Source organism: Salinimicrobium flavum (assembly GCF_042684505.1).
GTDB lineage: Bacteria > Bacteroidota > Bacteroidia > Flavobacteriales > Flavobacteriaceae > Salinimicrobium > Salinimicrobium flavum.
This window is the reverse complement of record NZ_JBHULT010000010.1, coordinates 71,530-91,015: the sequence shown is the minus strand read 5'-3', so window position 1 is coordinate 91,015 and position 19,486 is coordinate 71,530. Positions and strand designations below refer to the sequence as shown.

Annotated in this window: 12 protein-coding genes; 3 read left to right on the top strand and 9 right to left on the bottom strand. The window is 41.8% G+C overall.

Annotation, left to right across the window (positions count from 1 at the left end):
• Positions 1-30: 30 nt before the first annotated feature.
• The 9 genes from gap to ACFSTG_RS11170 all read right to left on the bottom strand — a co-directional run bounded on the left by gap (position 31) and on the right by ACFSTG_RS11170 (position 13,551).
• Positions 31-1,029: a type I glyceraldehyde-3-phosphate dehydrogenase gene (gene gap, locus ACFSTG_RS11210; protein ID WP_380752640.1), complete on the bottom strand. Its 999-nt coding sequence runs from the start codon at positions 1,027-1,029 to the stop codon at positions 31-33.
• 18 nt (positions 1,030-1,047) lie between these two features.
• Entirely contained in the window at positions 1,048-2,034 is a 987-nt protein-coding gene (gene pfkA, locus ACFSTG_RS11205; RefSeq protein WP_380752637.1) for a 6-phosphofructokinase, read from the bottom strand.
• A 124-nt stretch (positions 2,035-2,158) separates the two neighbouring features.
• Positions 2,159-3,595, bottom strand: a complete 1,437-nt coding sequence (locus ACFSTG_RS11200; RefSeq protein WP_380752634.1) for an alpha-amylase family glycosyl hydrolase — start codon at positions 3,593-3,595, stop codon at positions 2,159-2,161.
• A gap of 10 nt (positions 3,596-3,605) precedes the next feature.
• Positions 3,606-5,993 carry a glycoside hydrolase family 31 protein gene (locus tag ACFSTG_RS11195; protein WP_380752631.1) on the bottom strand — a complete coding sequence of 796 codons (2,388 nt, stop codon included), beginning with the start codon at positions 5,991-5,993 and terminating at the stop codon, positions 3,606-3,608.
• Positions 5,994-5,997: 4 nt separating this feature from the next.
• Positions 5,998-7,860 carry a glycoside hydrolase family 13 protein gene (locus tag ACFSTG_RS11190; protein ID WP_380752628.1) on the bottom strand — a complete coding sequence of 621 codons (1,863 nt, stop codon included), beginning with the start codon at positions 7,858-7,860 and terminating at the stop codon, positions 5,998-6,000.
• A gap of 59 nt (positions 7,861-7,919) precedes the next feature.
• Positions 7,920-10,226 (bottom strand): glycoside hydrolase family 65 protein, encoded by a 2,307-nt coding sequence (locus ACFSTG_RS11185; protein ID WP_380752625.1) that lies wholly within the window; start codon positions 10,224-10,226, stop codon positions 7,920-7,922.
• Positions 10,227-10,231: 5 nt separating this feature from the next.
• Positions 10,232-10,891, bottom strand: coding sequence for a beta-phosphoglucomutase (gene pgmB, locus ACFSTG_RS11180; protein ID WP_380752622.1), 660 nt, complete (start codon positions 10,889-10,891; stop codon positions 10,232-10,234).
• Positions 10,884-12,401: an MFS transporter gene (locus ACFSTG_RS11175; RefSeq protein ID WP_380752619.1), complete on the bottom strand. Its 1,518-nt coding sequence runs from the start codon at positions 12,399-12,401 to the stop codon at positions 10,884-10,886. Before ACFSTG_RS11175 ends, pgmB begins: the two co-directional genes overlap by 8 nt.
• A gap of 124 nt (positions 12,402-12,525) precedes the next feature.
• On the bottom strand, positions 12,526-13,551 hold the full coding sequence (locus ACFSTG_RS11170) for a LacI family DNA-binding transcriptional regulator (protein WP_380752616.1): 1,026 nt from the start codon (positions 13,549-13,551) through the stop codon (positions 12,526-12,528).
• A gap of 212 nt (positions 13,552-13,763) precedes the next feature.
• On the opposite strand from ACFSTG_RS11170, the gene ACFSTG_RS11165 reads away from it, so the two are divergent.
• The 3 genes from ACFSTG_RS11165 to ACFSTG_RS11155 are packed head-to-tail and all read left to right on the top strand — an operon-like array spanning position 13,764 to position 19,459.
• Positions 13,764-16,679, top strand: coding sequence for a SusC/RagA family TonB-linked outer membrane protein (locus ACFSTG_RS11165; RefSeq protein WP_380752613.1), 2,916 nt, complete (start codon positions 13,764-13,766; stop codon positions 16,677-16,679).
• Positions 16,680-16,690: 11 nt separating this feature from the next.
• The gene (locus ACFSTG_RS11160) at positions 16,691-18,310 is read left to right on the top strand and encodes a RagB/SusD family nutrient uptake outer membrane protein (protein ID WP_380753754.1); all 1,620 of its coding nucleotides are present in this window, start codon (positions 16,691-16,693) and stop codon (positions 18,308-18,310) included.
• Between the two features lie 15 nt (positions 18,311-18,325).
• The gene (locus ACFSTG_RS11155; protein ID WP_380752610.1) at positions 18,326-19,459 is read left to right on the top strand and encodes a SusF/SusE family outer membrane protein; all 1,134 of its coding nucleotides are present in this window, start codon (positions 18,326-18,328) and stop codon (positions 19,457-19,459) included.
• Positions 19,460-19,486 lie beyond the last annotated feature (27 nt).

Here is a 19,486-nt window from a genome sequence, read left to right as displayed (position 1 = left end):
GCCTTTTCAATCAATTATTTATCTATAAAATTATAGTTTTGCCGTGTATGCCGCCAACTCTATTAGTTTGGAAGAAAAACCATATTCATTATCATACCAGGCTACTAACTTAAAGAAATTATCATTCAGAGCAATCCCGGCACCTGCGTCAAAATTACAAATATGGGTAGTTGATACATAATCCTGGGAAACCACATCATCTTCAGTATAAGAGATAATACCTTTGTAATCCCCTTCGGAAGCTTTTTTAAAGGCTGCCTTGATTTGATCATAAGAAACAGATTTTTCGGTTCTCACAGTAAGGTCAACCACAGAAACATCGGCAGTAGGAACTCTAAAAGCCATTCCTGTAAGCTTTCCATCTAATTCGGGAATTACTTTCCCCACAGCTTTAGCAGCTCCTGTAGAGGCAGGTATAATGTTTAGTAAAGCACTTCTTCCTCCTCTAAAATCCTTTTTTGAAGGTCCGTCTACAGTCAATTGAGTAGCTGTTGTTGCGTGGATAGTGGTCATTAATCCTTCTACGATCCCAAATTCGTCATTTACCACTTTCGCCAGTGGAGCAAGACAGTTGGTAGTACAGGATGCATTCGAAATGATCTTATCTTCTGCTTTAATATCTTTATGGTTTACCCCCATTACAAACATTGGAGCATCCTTGGATGGTGCAGAAATAAGCACTTTTTTAGCCCCGGCTTTAATATGGTCTGCAGCCTTGTCTTTAGCTGTAAAGAAACCGGTACATTCCAAAATCATCTCTGCACCTACATCATTCCACTTTAGATCTGCCGGATTTCTTTCTGCAGTTACGCGAATAGTCTTTCCATTTATAACCAGGTGGCCATCTTTCACTTCTACTTCTCCGTTAAATTTTCCGTGAACAGAATCATATTTGAAAAGGTAAGCCAGGTGTTCTACTTCCAGCAGGTCATTAACCGCTACAACTTCAACATCATTTCTCTCTAACGCAATACGTAAAGCAATCCTTCCAATGCGTCCAAATCCATTTATTCCTATTTTAGTACTCATAATCTATTGTTTTTCAAATTATACTGTGGTAATATTTAAAACCCTTCTCAATTCTTTATCAAGGGGTTTTTGACCTTTTATAGCCACTTCAAATTCTACTGAAGTCACTATTTTATTCGTTATACCTATCATTACGTTACTTTCACCACGTAACAATGCCTCTATTGCACCAACCCCAAGACGGCTGGCAAGTACCCTGTCATAACAGCTTGGGGCGCCTCCTCGTTGAATGTGCCCCAACACAGATACCCGTATATCATAGCCTTCAAGGTTCTCACCTATGAATTCAGCAAGTTCAAAAATGTTCTTACCACTTTTCTCACCTTCTGCTACCACTATTATACTTGAGGTTTTTCCCGATTTCCGACTTTTTTCAAGGGAATATAGCATTTGCTCGACCCCTTTGTCTTCTTCCGGAATAAGGATCTCTTCTGCACCGGCACCTACTCCACTGTTAAGAGCAATATCACCGGCATCACGGCCCATGACTTCCACCAGGAAAAGACGGTTATGGGAACTGGCCGTATCCCTTATCTTATCAATGGCATCGACCACCGTATTAAGAGCGGTGTCATACCCAATGGTATAATCTGTACCGTTAATATCGTTGTCAATGGTCGCCGGGATCCCCACAACAGGAAAGTTATGTTCATCCCGGAGCAGCATGGCACCGGTAAATGTACCATCACCGCCAATTACTACCAATGCATCTATACCTGCGTTAACGAGATTCTTATGGGCTTTCTCCCTTCCTTCTTTAGTGCGGAATTCTGCAGAGCGGGCAGATTTCAGGAAGGTACCTCCCCTATTGATGACATTTCTAACCGACCTGGCCGAAAGTAATTCGAAATCATTTTCGATTAGGCCTTGATAACCTCTGTAAATTCCTATACAATCCAGGTTGAAATAGGCACAACTCCTGGCTACAGCCCTAATCGCTGCATTCATTCCCGGGGCATCTCCTCCCGAAGTTAATACCCCTATTTTTTTGATCTTTTCTAACATTAATGTAAAGCTATTTTAATTAAAGAATATAACCTAATTTGCAATTAAACTCAAACGTTTTCGGTTAATAAAAAATAAAAATGCTCCTTTTTAGGAGCATTTTTGCAATTATTTTTGAGAAATTTTAGTTATTTATTAAAATTACATATTCCCACGGTTGAAAGCTATATGTGTTATTCTCCTGCACTTCAAAACCTTCTTTGCCAAGATAATTTTTCAGAGCTGTATCAAGTTCCAAAGTGAACTCCACCGGTTCCTTACTCATATTTGCGATGTAAACTACTTTACTGCTATTTTTTGAACGCTCAAAAGCCAGTACCTGCTTATCGGCAGAGGTTTTTAGCCGTAGGTAATCCCCGGCTTCCTTACCACCGTGAAGGGCTTTATTGGTATTTTTTAACTTACCCAGTTTCTTAAGGACAGGCCACATTTTTCCTTTTTCTTTTGGAATGGTGTCTTTTTCAAAGAACAATAATCTTTTATCCATATCATATTCCTGTCCGCTGTAGATCAATGGCATCCCGGGAAGGGTATAGGTGAGTGCCGTCATAGCTTCTGCTGCCTCGCCCATTCTTTCCCGAATCGTTCCGTTCCATGAATTTTCATCATGGTTAGTCACAAAATTCATCAGGTAATCATCCTGTTGATAGGTGGTATCGATCTTTTGCATATAGGCGTCCCACTCTTCAACCGTGATATTCCCTTTAGCAAGTTCATTTTTAAGGTGGTGTCCCTCCCAGTTGTAACCCATATCAAAAGCTTCATGGAAAAGATCTTTCTTTTCAGATTCTGCCAACATAAAGATCTCTTTGTTTTCTTCAAGTTTTGGGAGGGCCTGTTCCCAAAATTCTGTTGGCACCTCTCCTGCTACATCTGCCCTGAACCCATCTACATCATGCTCCTCGATCCAGTATTTCATTGCATTGGTCATCTCATCCCAAAGCTCCTTATTATCATAATTAAGATCAGCTACATCTGTCCAGCCCCAGGATTCCCCGGTATCGGGATTCAAAGGATCTACCGGTTCTCCATGTTCGTTCTGGGTGTAGAATTCCGGTTTTTCTGTTAGCCATTTATGATCCCATCCTGTATGGTTCGCCACCCAGTCAAGGAGCACATACATCCCATTCTCGTGGGCGGTTTTTATAAGTTCATCAAAATCTTCCCGGGTGCCGAAGTTTGGATTGATTCCGGTATAATCTGAGATCGCGTAATAACTTCCAAGATATTTCTTTCTCTCTTCGGGATCTTCAATATCTTCCACGCTAAGATCTCCTGTTGCTTTTCTTTTGGTCTCTGAAATTGGGTAAACAGGCATCAGCCAAATCACTTTAACCCCCAACTCCTTTAGCTTTGGAATATCTTCCGTAAAAGCATCAAAAGTACCTTCTGGTGAGTACTGCCTGATGTTGGCTTCGTAGATAACAGCCGATTCCAGCGCTTCATTGGAAACCTCCAGGTTTTCTTCAACTGCAGTTTGCTCCTGCAAATCGGGTTTAGGTTCATTCTTACAGGAAGCAAGGCTTATAATTCCCAGTAATAAAATCGATATTTTCTTCATGAGTTTTGTATTAATTATTAATTGATATAGTAGTTGTTTTTTGATGCAACGGCACCTTAATTATCAATTCGGTTTGAGTTGAGCCTGTCTTCATGACCCTCCCGTTTATTTCTATACTTGCAGGTTTGGAACCGGGATTATGTATGAAAAGATCTATCGCAGAGAAATCTGAAACTTTTCTCATTGAGCCTAATTCTTTGGTAATTATTATGGTCAGTGCCCCGTTTTCATTTTTTCCGCGGAAATTTAGCAGCTCGTAATCACCTTTTTCATAGGCTTCGGGGGTTTTACCGTCATCATGATACAAAAGTCCTTTTGTTTCCCCTGCTTCCTCATCATAAAAATAATGGATCTCTACATTTTCCGCAGAAAATTCTTCAGTAGTCTGAAGGGGTTTTGACATAGGCACGAAAGCCCCTCCCCTTACAAAAGTGGGGATCGATCCATCTTTTAACTGAACTACAGCTGTGCTCCCTCCCGTGTATTTCTTCCCGTCATAGAAATCAAACCAATTTGAGCTGCCCGGAAAATAGATCTCTTTTTCAGAAGTATTCGGTTTTACAACAGGGGAGACCAGGAAGGAATCACCCCAGAGATATTCGTTGGAAACAGAATACAATTTAAAATTTTCGGGCTCTTCAAAGAACAATGGCCTCATTAAAGGCTGTCCTTCTACAGAATTCCTGAATGCCATTGTATAATTGTACGGCAAAAGCCTGTATCGCAATTCGATGGCTTTTTTCGCCAGTTCTTTTACGTGAGCCGCTCTAAAAACCGGTTCAGAAGGTACAGCTTCCTGGGCATGTGGACGATAGATGGGTTGGAAAACCCCGTATTGAAGCCAGCGAACATACAGATCATCATTCAAATTATCACCAGCGAAACCTCCCAGGTCTGAATGCATGTAAGCCAGCCCCTGTAAACCCATTTGTAAAGAGATCTCCGGCTGAGCCTTTAATCCGCCCCAGCTTCTGCTCACATCCCCTGACCAGGGAATAAGTCCATAACGTTGGGAACCGGCCGCCCCGGCACGCATTAGAATAAAAGGACGCTGTTCCGGAAATTTTTCTTTGTAACCCTCAAAGATGGTTTTGGCCCAATAATGACCGTAGATATTATGAACTTCATTTGCAGTTCCTGTGAAATGCAGAAGTTCTTCGGGATGCACTTCGGGTTCTCCGAGGTCTCCCCACCATCCTGCTACACCCATTTCTGAAAGCTCCTCATAGATATTCCAGAACCATTCCCTTGCCTTAGGATCAAAAATATCGATCAAGCCGGTATTTCCGAAGTAAAAATCGTAGGTAAAAGGTTTCTGAAGGCTGTCTTTTGCAAGAATATCTTCAGCAACCGCCTCCTCCCATCGGTTTGAAGTGGTTAGGATAAAGGGTTCTGTGACCAAAACGGTCTTCACCCCTTTTTTTCTAAGATCGTAAATCATTTTATCAGGCTCCGGAAAAGAATCCCTGTCAAAAGCAAGGTTGCCCATAGTCCCCATGATCTCCTTTCCAAACCAGAAAAGATCCAGGATCACCGCGTCTACCGGAATTTCTTCCTCCTGAAATTTTTGAACAGTGTTCAAAACCTCTTCCTGTGAATGATAACCAAACCGGCTGGAGAAATTTCCCAGCGCCCATCTTGGAGGCATGGGTTGCCTGCCGGTCAAAAGGGTATAATTGAACACCAGATTTTCCCAGGTCTTCCCCACCACGAGCTGGTATGTCTTCCTCCCGCTGATGGTTTCATAGGTAAGCGTATTCTCGAAATTGCTGTCAAGATCCAGAAAACCTATTGGGGCATTGTCAAAATGCAAAGCATATTTCTCTGAAGAAAGCACTACCGGCAAGGTGTAATTAAGGAGTTCACTTTTGGAACCATAGCCGTAATGGGCCCGGTTATATAGTTGAAGCCTGTTCCCCCTGCGGTTCATGCCCAGGGCGCGGGCACCGCCGCCATAAAGGACTTCGGTTTCGTTAAGGTTGAAATCAATTTTTTGAAGGTCATTTTCTTCGGAATAGCCTCTGTTCTCAGAAATGATCTTTTCTCCCTTATAATAATAGGTGACCTGAAAAGGGGTCTTTGAAACCACCACATCTATGCCATCAGAGTCCAGGGTTATTGCTTCGGGATTCTCTTGATATTCGAACGGCACCTCCTGAGGATCAAGGACTACAGCATGAGAAGTTTCATCATATTCTTCCCCTTCCGGAATAAAGGAAGTTTCTATGATCTCTGGGGTATAATACTTTAAAACATATTTCCCGTCGTTCACCCTTATCTCAACCGAGCCCGGCTTACTTTCCGAAGCGACAAAGAGCCTGTCGGGATTCTGCGGGAAAACCGAAAAGGACAGACAAAGGAAAACTACTAAGAAATACCCGGAAATTCCCTTTTTCAAGACTTTAGAATTTAGTAGTGAATATATATGCTCCCTCTTGAGGCAGTTCCAATTCTTCGTTCCACATGACCTTTTCCCCGGTGGTCACTTCTTGTAAATTAGCTCCCGTAATTTCCAATTCCCTGAATCTTTCAAGGTCCAGCTTCATAGGTTCTTCATTCTTGTTCAGGATGACCACCACTTTTTCATTTCCAAATGTCCTGGCAAGTAGATAAATTCCCTCTTCAGGAGCAAAATGAACGGTTTGACCATTGTGAACAGCTTCGCTGGTTTTCCGGTAATTAAGGATCTTCTTCAAATAATCCTGCATGTTTTTCTGCTCTTTTGAAAGACCATTTCCGGTAAAAGCATTGATCTTATCATTTTTCCAACCCCCTGGAAAATCGGTTCTAATGAGGCCGTGATCGCCTGGCCTGGCAGTGTCGTTCATGAGGATCTCTGTTCCGTAATAGATCTGTGGGGTTCGCGGAAGCATTAATAAATAGGCTAGAGCCATTTTGGTTTTGGTCACATCCTCTCCCAGTTGGGTGAAGATCCTGCTCATATCGTGGTTGTCGGGGAATATCATAAGATCTTCAGGCGTCGCATACGCAAAATCATTGGCGAGGCCTTCATAGATCTTCACCAGGCCGGTATCCCATTTTTCTTCTTCCTTAAGGGCTTCCACAATTTTTCCCTGCATTGCAAAATCCATGGTAGACCTCAGGTTAGAATCGTATCCATCCCTGTTCTCGACGCCTTCCTGCCAGTATCGTATCAACAAAGGGTTATAGCTCCACTCCTCGCCTACGATGTTGAAGTTTGGATATTCGGTCATGATAGACCCGGCCCAATCACTCATAAATTCTTTATTGGGATAAGGGTAGGTGTCCTGGCGTATCCCACCTAACTCCAGTGTTTCTATCCACCAAATACTATTTTGGATGAGGTACCTCGCCATAAATGGATTTCTCTGGTTAAGATCGGGCATGGAATCTACGAACCATCCATCGGCCAGTCCCTTTTTGTCAGCTTCGGAAGCATAAAGATCCTGATTGGCAGTTCTACGGTGGTTCGAAAAGATCAATTCTTTCCCTTTTTCAAACCGCTCCTGGAAATTGATCCAGTCACTAAATGGCAGGTCATCCATCCACCAATGCTCTATGCCGGAATGATTTGCTACCTGGTCCATTATGATCTTAATACCTTTCTCCTCCGCTTTATCTGCCAGTTCCCTGTATTCTTGAAGTGTTCCGAAGCGGGGATCTACTTTATAAAAGTCGGTCATCGCATAGCCATGATAGGAGCCAGATTTCATATCATTGATCAATAATGGGGAAGACCAGATCGCCGTGAAACCCATATCTTCTATGTAATCAAGATGTTTAATGATCCCCCGGATATCGCCTCCATGCCTTGCGTAATCATCCTGCCGGTCAATGGTGGTCTCATTAAGGGAGTTATCGATATCATTTGAAGGATCTCCGTTCGCAAAACGGTCGGGGGTTATCAGGTAGATCACATCAGTATTGTCGAATCCTTCGAATTCCTCTCCCGATTTTTCCCTGGGCTTAAGTTCGTACTTAAATGTTTCGGCCTTTCCGTGGTCATATTCAAAAACAATCTCAAAGGTTCCAGGCCCTGCTACTTCTGAAATTAAAAGATCCAGGAACAAATAATTGGGACTATCAGCCTTATGAACCTTCACCAGCCGAATTCCCTCATATTTTATTGTGGGAGTAGAGTTGCCAATGTTCTCACCGTAAACCAGTAGCTGCACCCGGGGATCTTCAAATCCGGTCCACCAGTTAGGTGGCTCTACCCGCTCTATCTGGGAATAGGAGGATACAGTACAAAACAATAATAAGAGTAACAATGTTTTTTTCATAACAGGTATGGATTATAATAAAAAAGCTTCCCGGTCACCCTGGAAGCTTTTCACTGTTTCTATACACTTACGAGATTATTCGGCTCGACCACAATGGATTTCTCATTCACCAGGATCTCAAGAAAATCATTCCCTTCCAGGACAAAACCTGTTTTTCCGGGAGCTACACTTACCTTTAATATCTGGTTTCTAAAGTTCACTTTAAAGGAAAAGCTGTTCCAGCCATTAGGAATCTTTGGATTGAACGAAAGTTTTCCTTCAACGACCCTCATTCCGCCGAAACCTTCAACAACGCTCATCCAGGTACCGGCCATACTGGTAATATGGCAACCTTCCTTTACTTCATGGTTGTAATCGTCAAGATCAAGTCTTGAAGTGCGCAGGTAGAACTGGTATGCCTGGTCCATTCTTCCCAATGCAGCTGCCTGTATACTGTGGACACATGGCGACAGGGAAGACTCATGAACCGTTAACGGTTCATAAAAATCGTAATGTTTCTCCAGTTCCTCTTTTGGAAAATGATCTTCAAAGAAGTAGAATCCCTGTAGAACGTCTGCCTGTTTGATATAACAGGAGCGTAAAATGCGGTCCCAACTCCATTTTTGATTAATTGGTCTCTGAGCTTTAGGCAATTCGGAAACCGGAATGATCTCCTTGTCCAGGAAATTATCCTGCTGCAGGAACACCTTATATTCCTCGGAATAAGGAAAATACATTTTATCTGCAACTTCCTGCCACTTCGCGATCTCATCAACCTTTAAGCCGGTTTTATCCATGACCCTGTCATAGTCCCCGGGATAATCAATTTTTACTTTTTCAATATTTGAAATGGCGTACTCCAGGCACCATTTTGCCAAATAGTTGGTATACCAGTTGTTGTTCACATTGTTCTCATATTCATTAGGACCGGTAACCCCCAGGATCACATATTTATCCTTCTGGCTACTGTAGTTTGCCCGCTGCTGCCAGAACCTGGCAATAGCGATCATCACTTCCAGACCTTTTTCGGGAACATAACTGTAATCTCCGGTGTATTCAACATACCTTTTAATAGCAATGACCATGGCCCCGTTCCGGTGGATCTCCTCAAAAGTGATCTCCCACTCGTTATGGCTTTCCTCCCCGTTCATGGTCACCATGGGATATAGCGCGGCCCCATTCGAAAATCCTAATTTTTCGGCGTTTTCTATGGCTTTGCCAAGATGGTTATACCGGTAGGTCAAAAGGTTTCGCGCAACATGATGGTCTTTTGTCGCCATATAAAACGGAATACAATAGGCTTCGGTATCCCAATAGGTACTGCCGCCGTATTTTTCCCCTGTAAAACCTTTAGGGCCAATATTCAATCTCGCATCTTCCCCTAAATAGGTTTGGTTAAGCTGAAAAATATTGAACCTTATTCCCTGCTGGGCCTTTACATCTCCTTCTATGGTAATATCTGCCATTTCCCAGATCTTTTCCCAGGCCTCTTTTTGCTCCTTTTTGAGAGTTACAAAACCTGCCTTTAGAGCACTTTCCAAAACAGCTTTAGCGGCGGGAACGAGATCTTCCTTTTTGTGGTTCATATTGGTCACATAACCACCAAACTTCTGAAGACTTACCTTTTCACCTTTTTTGGCCTCAACAGTGTACCTGAAGGATATCTTTTCCTCAAAGATCACTTCTGTAGCTTCTTCGGAAAGTACCTTTCCGTTTTTCAGCAGCTGAGACTGCATAAAAGCAGTGGCATGAAATTCGGTTTTCAGGGTTTTGGAAGTAATATAGGCCCTATGCTCTTCGGTCTTAACATCCAGTGTTTGCCAGAATTTCTCCTCCCAGTTGGCATCTTCATTGGTGATCCCGCTGTCAATATAGGGTTCAAATACAACCGTAGCATCAGAATTGAGAACTTCCACCTCAAAATTGATGGCTCCCAATTCATTTCTGTGAATAGAAAGAAAACGGGTGATCTTCACTTCCACTTCCAGATCATTTTGAAGGACTGCCGTGAAACTGCGTTCATACCAGCCTTCCTTCATATTAAGCTCCCTGCGGAAATTTCTGACTTCCTTACAGCGGTAAAGATCCAGCATCTCTCCATTGATAAGTATATTGATCCCAATCCAGTTGGGAGCATTAAGTACTTTGGCAAAATATTCGGGATAACCGTTCTTCCACCAGCCCACTTTGGTCTTATCAGGATAGTAAACTCCTGCGATATAACTTCCCTGGAAAGTGGCCCCGGAATACTGTTCCTCAAAATTTGCCCTCTGCCCCATAGCACCGTTACCCAGGCTAAACAGGCTTTCAGACGATTCTACTCGCTCCACATCAAATCCTTCTTCGAGGATCGACCAGTTATCTGGTTTTATATAATCCTGATTCATTTTCTTTATTTTGTAACAATTTTTTTTATGAAATCTATTTCAATTTGTGTAAAGTCAGCAAAAATATGATCTGCATCCTTCAATACCTCCTGCTCTCCAATTCCTACACTTAACATTTTTGCCCGCCTCGCAGCTTCGATCCCGGCTACAGAATCCTCAAAAACAATACATTTCTCCGGTTTTATCGATAATTTTTCCGAAGCGATCAGGAAAACCTCAGGATCGGGCTTAGCTTTCTGAACGTCATTTCCATCCACAATGGCTGCAAAACGATCATAAATATTCAAACTTTTCAGGATGGGCCGTGCGTTCTTACTGGCCGAACCTAAGGAGAAGGGTATGCCATTTTCGGTTAAAAAATCCAGCACCTTTTTCACCCCCGGCAGCAGGTCTTCTTCAGACATACCCGAAATACGGGCCAGATAATCCTCATTTTTGGTAACCATCAGGGCTTCAAAATCCGGTTTTGAAACCGTTTTATCCCCCCAGCCAAGGATCTGTTCCAAAGAATGAACCCTGCTCACACCTTTCAACTGTTCATTTTGTTCAAGGCTAATATCAAAACCCAGGTCATTAGCTAATTTTCGCCATGCCAGATAATGGAATTTTGCTGTATCTACGATCACCCCATCAAGGTCGAAGATGATCCCTCTATACTCATTCATCAATATTCAATCTTTTATTTGTTTTTACCCTTAAGGTTAGAAGTCCGGAAAATATCATTGAAAACCCACCAATAAGGAGGGCATATACCGGTTCATTCCAGAAGATATCTTTTACTAAAAATCCTAAAATCGTGGCCGCAACGATCTGGGGGATCACGATGAAAAAATTAAACACTCCCATGTAATATCCCATTTTAGCAGAAGGAAGGGAACCTGACAGCATTGCGTAAGGCAACGAAAGTATACTGGCCCATGCCACCCCTACTCCTACCATTGATAAAAGAAGGCCTGCTTTGCTGGAAAGAAAATAAATGGAGATCAGGCTGATCCCTCCTATACACAATGCCAGCAAGTGGGTTACTTTATTACTCGTCTTTTGCGCCATCACAGGCAGCAGGAATGCGACTGCGGCAGCCACACCGTTATACACGGTAAACATTACAGGTACCCAGTCTGCCGCATCATTGTATCCTTCTGAGGTTGGATCACTTGAGCCAAAGACATGTCCCGTTACGGCGGCAGTAGTATAGATCCACATAGAGAACAAGGCGAACCAGGAAAAGAACTGCACCCAGGCGAGTTGTTTCATGGTATCTGGCATGTTCAGCATATCTGTTATGATAATGGTGAACCCGTTCTTAACGTTCCTTTTCCGAAGACCGGAGGTGAAGATGAACAGGAAACCCGCGATCATGAGACCTACAAAAAGAATGTATAGTTCTTTGGTAAGATCATTTTCGAAGATATACCAGGTTGCGACGGTACCAACCACCAACATCCCAATTCCCGAATTAAGCTGTGTTCTTATATTTTTTTCCCTGTCTTCTCTAGTTTCCTTAACAGGTCGGGCTAATTCTTTATCTCTCTTTTCAAATGCCGCAAGTTCGTCGGGGGAGTACTCTTTCGATTTTAATACGGTCCATAGAACAGCGAGGAAAAATACGATTCCACCAACATAGAAGGACCATTTTACAGAATCTGGGATCACCCCTTCAGGGGCCGTATTACTTATATTAAACCAATTGGAGAAAACATATGGAAGAAGTGAGCCTACCACAGCGCCAATTCCAATAAAGAAACTTTGCATGGCAAACCCCATCGTTCTTTGTTTTGCCGGTAAATTATCTCCCACAAACGCTCTGAAGGGTTCCATAGAAATATTTATGGAAGCATCCATGATCCATAAGGTTCCCGCCGCTATCCATAAGGTGGGCGAATTGGGCATGATGAACAAAGCAATGGAAGAAAGAATGGCCCCTACCAGAAAATAAGGTCGACGCCTGCCCAGCCTGTTCCAGGTACGATCACTGAAATAACCAATAATTGGTTGCACGACGAGTCCCGTTACCGGTGCGGCAATCCATAGAATTGGGATCTGATCAACATCAGCCCCTAAGGTTTCAAAAATACGGGAGGTATTGGCGTTTTGCAGGGCAAAACCGAATTGTATACCCAGAAATCCAAAACTCATGTTCCAGATCTCCCAAAAACTCAATGTGCGTTTTTGCATTATCGTAGTATTAGATTACGATAAGCTGTAAGACTTATCAAAACTTAAAAAAGGGGAGTGAAAATATAAGTCTTGATATAAATCAGGGCCAAAGATATAAAAATATAAATGATGGCAGAGGAATTTATTTTTTCCTGGTAGAATCTCTTTTGACCAGACTGGTCTCCACGATCTGGGTTTGATAGGTTTCTTCCTTTTCAAGAGGCTGTTCCAGCCTGTCGATAAGTAATTCTGCGGCTCTTGCCCCTATTTCAGCCCCATGTTGATTGATGGAGGTTAAAGCGGGAATAAATCGTTTTGACAGTTCTCCATCTGAAAAGCCTATAACTGAAACATCTTCGGGTACTTTCAGACCTTTACCTAAAATTGCTTTTACGGCGCTCGCACCAAACTGTTCGTTTACCGCGAATACTGCATCTATGTCACTTGAGGTGATGAAATCGATAATTTCTTCTTCACTGTGGTCAACATCTTCGATCTTTAGTATCAGCTCTTCCTGCACGGCAACCCCATTTTGTTCCAGCGCCTCCCTATACCCCTGGGTACGCAATTTCCCTACACTAATGTAATCTACGGTGGTGAGCAATGCGATTTTCCTGCAACCGGTATCCAGAAGATGCTGCACGGCTTTTTTGGCACCTGCGGCGTCATCAATGATCACTTTATCACAATTTATCTCCTCAACTATCCTGTCAAAGAGCACTACAGGCATACCCTGGTTGATCACTTCTTTTAGGTGGTGGTAATCCTCCTTCTGTTGGGTTTCTTTTGCAACAGAAAGTATAAAACCATCGGTACTGCCATTGGCCAGCATCTCCATGTTCATCACTTCCCTGTCAAAGGAGTTATTGGACAAACATATAATAGCATTATAACCCCGTTTATTTGCCACTTCTTCAATACCACCAATCACCGTGGCAAAAAAGTCATGAACTATTTCAGGAAGAATTATCCCTATAGTCTTTGACTTCCGGTTCTTAAGGCTTAAAGCTATGTTATTAGGTTTATAATTATAAAGCTTTGCAAAAGCCTTGATCTTTTGCCTGGTCTCCTGGCTTATTTCTACACTGTCTCTCAAGGCCTTGGAAACGGTGGAAACCGAAACATCCAATTCTCTTGCAATCTGTTTTAAAGTAAGTTTTGGTCTCATTTGAATTTTGGAGAGCTTGATTTTTTTTGTCCCCGGCTAAATTATGATAATTAATTCTTAAAATTTTTTTAAAAGAAAGTTTTCAACACGAAATCGTTTTCGTCCCGCGATATGACAGGAATCATGATTTGGTCCCTCAGAAAATACCTACTTTTAAACCCGGAGAGTGAAAATATAAGGTTAAATATTGTAAAACAAAACAACGCAATTTTATGAGAACATTAATTAAAAGCACATTGCTTCTGTTATTCCTGATGCCAATGAGCTTTTTTGCCCAATCTACCCTTAGCGGAACTATTACCGAAAGGGATACCGGAATGCCCATACCGGGCGCAAACGTGATAGTAAAAGGTACTACAAACGGTACTACAACAGATTTTGACGGAAATTATACTATAACCGGACTCAACATGGACGACGTGATCGTTTTCTCCTATATTGGCTTTGCCACTCAGGAAGTAAACTACACAGGCCAGGATAGAGTAAATATTGAAATGGCTCCCGATGCCGCAGTTTTAGACGAAATTGTAGTAGTTGGTTATGGGGCTATTCGTAAAAAGGACGCAACCGGTGCGGTAACTCAAGTCTCAACCGAAGATTTCAATAAAGGATCTGTGGTTACTGCCAGTCAGTTGATCACAGGGAAGATCGCGGGAGTAAATGTCACTTCGGGTGGTGGAGCCCCCGGGGAAGGTCAGAATATAGTGATAAGAGGACAAGGTTCCTTATCTTTAAATAGTTCACCTCTTATAGTTGTCGATGGAGTACCTATTGACAACAATAACGTTGGTGGATCAAGAAATGTTCTGGATTTCATAAACCCAAATGATATTGAGAGCATGACCGTTTTAAAAGACGCCTCTTCTACAGCAATTTATGGATCAAGAGCAGCTAACGGTGTTATCATGATCACTACGAAAAAGGGTAAAGGTCTTGCTTTCAAATTCAATTATTCTGCTGCCACAACGGTTTATGAACCAACTGATTTTGTGGATATGCTCGATGCAGATCAGTTCAGGGACCTAATCAACAACATTGGGAATGATGCAGCTGTTAACAGATTAGGTACCAGCAATACAGATTGGCAGGATGAAATATATGCAACCGCCTTTGGTACAGAGCACAACTTCAGTACTACCGGAAATATTGGCACCTTTATGCCGGTACGGGCATCTGTTGGTTATACTGATCAGGATGGAATTCTAAAAGGAGATAATTTCACAAGAACTACTGCTTCCCTAAACTTACGTCCAAGCTTTTTAGACGGTCAACTTAAGGTAGAACTTAACGGTAGAGGAATGTATACTGAAAACTCCTTTGCCAACAGGGATGCAATTGGTGCTTCTGTAGATTTTGATCCTACCCAATCTATTTATGATGAAAATTCTCCTTTCGGGGGATATTTTACCTGGTTAAATTCAGACGGAGTAAAGAACAATCTTTCTCCAACTAACCCTGTAGCTTTAATAAATTTAAAGGATGACACGGCAGAGGTTCGACGTTTTATTGGTAATGCAAAAGTAGATTATGAACTACCCTTCCTTCCTGAACTTACAGCAACAGTAAATTTAGGACTTGACAAAACCAATAGCCATGGCCGAACGCGGACATCTATTGAAATGCCTTCTTCAGATCTTGATTGGAATGGCGCAAACACAAGATATACCAATGATGCCAGTAACGAGTTATTTGATGCCTACTTAACTTACGAAAAGGATCTCGGTAATAACTCTATCAATGCTGTTGCCGGTTATTCTTATCAGAAATTCGAGAATGAGAACTACAATTATGATAGCGAAGCAAGAGAAGATGGTAATGACTATGAGTTTATTGACAAATGGAGAAGTGTACTTCTTTCATACTTCGGAAGAGTGAATTTTAATCATGATGATAAATATTTATTTACCGCAACCCTGCGTGCCGATGCTTCTTCAAAATTGAATCCTGATGACAGGTGGGGTTATTTCCCTTCTGTGGCAGCTGCCTGGAACCTGCACAACGAAGAATTTTTTAAGGATTCGGCAACATTTGATGAATTAAAGTTAAGGGTGGGTTATGGTGAAATTGGAAACGTAAACGGCCTGGGAGATTATAACTTCCTTACCAAGTATACAGGGAGCCGTTCCAATGCAACCTATCAGTTTGGATCAGGATACTTTCAAACCTATCGTCCTGAAGAATTTAATGAAGATTTGCGTTGGGAAGTAGGAAAAACTGTCAATATTGGTCTCGATTACAGTATCTTGAATAACAGGATATCGGGATCGTTGAACGCCTACCTCAAGAAAACTGAAGACCTGATAAGCTTTGTGACTGTAGATCCATTTACCAATTTCTCTAACGGAATTGATAAAAATATTGGAGATATGGAAAATAAAGGAATTGAATTTGATATTAATATCGTTCCCGTCAAAAGTAAAGACTTGACATGGAGTATTGGATACAACATATCCTATAATGAAAACGAGATCACCAATTTACCTGACCAGGTAGAGGTGGGAGGAATAAATGGTGGTACCGGGAACAATATCCAGCTTCACAAAGAAGGATATACCCCATTCAGTTACTGGGTTTACAAGCAGGTTTACAATGAAGCAGGAAACCCAATAGAAGGAGCATATGTAGACCGAAATGGTGACAACCTTATCAATGATGAAGACAGGTACCTTTACAATGATCCCTATGCAGATATCATGATGGGATTGAACACAAACCTGAATTATAAAAGCTGGGATCTTGCTATAGTAACCAGAGCCAATATTGGAAACTATGCCTACAACAACATGGCATCCAGTAAAACCTATGAACTTAGAGCCACGGAAAACAGTATTTTGACCAACTTACACTCAGATTACTACAACACCCGTTTCCAATCACTCACTGAGACAAATCTCCAGAGCGATTACTACGTTCAGGAGGCATCTTTCTTTAAACTGGATAACATTACTTTAGGTTATACCTTACCTGAGTTTGTTGGGCAATCTACTCTAAGAATTTATGGTTCTGCACAAAATGTGGCTACCATTACAGATTATGACGGTTTAGATCCTGAAATTGATGGTGGAATTGACAACAATTTTTACCCAAGACCAAGATCATTCGCTGTTGGCGTAAACCTAAACTTTTAAAAAAAAATATGATGAAAATAAAAACTTTAAAAAAGCTAGTCTTGATCTTACCGGTCCTTGCATTGACTGCATGTCACGCAGATCTTGATCAGGACCCTATCGATCCGGATAGCTTTACAGAAACGAACGTATTTTCCACCCCTGAAGAAGCAAAAGGAGCCCTGGCAAAGCTGTATGCGAGTTTCTCTTTGACAGGACAGGAAGGACCGGCCGGGGATGCCGATATTTCCGGAATTGATGAGGGTACTTCACAATATACAAGAATGTTGTTCAGTCTTAATGAGTTGACTACAGATCATGCTGTGGTTGGATGGGGAGACCCGGGTCTTCCAAACCTTCATGCAATGAACTGGGGCGCCAGTAATGACTTTACTACAGGTATGTACTACAGGTTAGCTCAGGAAGTTTCCTTTACTAACTCGTTTATCGATAAAGCCGGTAACCTGGAAGGCACAGAAGCAGAAAATTATATTGCTGAAGCACGTTTTTTAAGAGCCTTTGCTTATTATAACTTATTGGATCTTTATGGAAATGTGCCTCTTACCAAAGAAGTTTCAACTTCTCTTCCTGAACAGGCATCCAGAAAAGAGATCTTTGATTTTGTCGAAGCCGAACTCCTGGAAATTCAGGATGATTTAATGGAAAGCCGAGCCAATGAATATGGAAGAGTTGACAGAGTAGCTGCATGGGCCCTGCTTTCAAAGTTGTACCTCAATGCAGAATCGTGGATTGATACAGACATGTACAAAGAATCTTTGGATTACTCAAAAATGGTTATAAACTCAACTTATTCTATCAACACCAATGACGCTAATGAAAATGGATCTGCATATGATGAATTGTTCCTGGCTGACAATGACAGTAACGGGGCACAAAATGAATTCATCTTTGCAATAAATTTTGACGGTAACCAGTCCAGAACTTATGGTGGGACTACCTTCCTGGTACATGCTGCCATAGGAGGATCAATGCCGGCTTCAGAATTTGGAGTTAACGGAGGCTGGGGTGGACTTAGAACCACCAAAGCTTTGGTTCATAAATTTGATTATGCTGTAACCGCTACAGACGCTGATGGAGATCCTGTGGAATGGGCCGATGGTCGCGCAATGTTCTATACTGACGGACAGGAACTTGAGATCAATACCATTGCCAACACCTTTACTGACGGATATGCAGTCACTAAATTTAAAAATGTTGACCATGAGGGGAATCCCGGAAGCGATGAAGGAGGGAATTTTGTAGATACAGATCTTCCTTTAATACGTTTGGCAGAAATATATTTAAATTATGCTGAAGTGGTTGCCAGAGAGAAAGGTGGAGATGTTGCAACAGCTGTAGGTTACATTAATGAATTAAGAGAAAGAGCCTTTGGAGATACATCAGGTAACATTACTGCCTCTGATTTTAACTTTGAATTCGTGAAAGACGAAAGATCGAGAGAATTGTATTGGGAAGGCCAAAGAAGAACAGACCTGATAAGATATGACGAATTTACTACAGCTAGTTACTTATGGCCATTCAAAGGGGGATCCAAAAATGGTACTGCAGTAGAACCATTCAGGGATTTATTCCCTTTACCAAGTAATATTATCTCTATAAATCCTAATCTAACCCAAAATACCGGTTACTAATAAAACAACATAGAAATGAAAAAATTATCAATTTTAGTTATTGCCATTCTGGCTCTTATATTTAATGCCTGTTCAACAGATGATGATTTCACATTTGTAGCAAAGCCAGATCCTGAAGGAATATCGTTTACGAATACCTTCCTTTCCTCCTACATCCTTAAGCCCACGAACGCAAATAACCTGGGAGAAAGATTTGTATGGAATGAAGTAGACATGGATGTTCAAACTACTGTAAGATATGAATTACAGGCTTCAATCGACGAATCTTTTGAAAATGACGAACTGACCATATTGGGTAGTGATATCGCTGAAACTAACTACCCCGTTACTATTGCAGAGTTGCTATCCCTTGCCAACGATGCTGGTCTCGATACAGATCCTGAAACTGAAGCCTCCAATTTAGGAGAGGTATTTTTCAGGGTTCGTGCATATGCAGGTGAAACCAGCGCCACCAATGTGGAGCAGTTTTCAGATCCTGTTTCCATCACCCTGGAACTTGTAGAAGACACCAATGAAGAAGTCGAACTTCCTAAAATTTTTGTGGTAGGTAACTTCCAGGCAGCCGGAGGATATGGTAATGATTGGACCCCTGAAGATGGAGCAGCATTGGCAGCTTCTGCTTTAGGAAAAACAGATTATGAAGGTTTTGTCTACATTAACGCAGATGCTCCGGAATTCAAATTTTTACCGACAAATACTGGCTGGGATGGAGATTTTGGAGATGCAGGAAGCGAAAATGGTGATTATACTAAGACTTTAAAACAAGAAGACGAAGTAAATGCCGGTACCCCTGATGGAACCGGAGGTTATTTCTTAGTGAAAGCTGATACTGAAAAATTAACTTATGAGCTGACTGAAACAAATTGGGGGCTAATCGGAGACGCTACCCCTACTTTATGGGATGCAGATACTGATATGACCTACGATGCAGATTCGATGCTTTGGACCGTTAATCTGGATCTTATAGGAGGAAAAGAGATTAAATTCAGGGCTAATGATGACTGGGAAATTAATCTTGGAGATACCGATGCCGATGGCACCATGGAATTTGGTGGTGACAATATTATAGTACCGGAAGATGGCAACTATACTATCACACTTGATCTTAGTCATCAAAGACATTACAGTTACTCATTAACGAAGAATTAGATTGATCACCAAAAAAGGCTGCTTCAC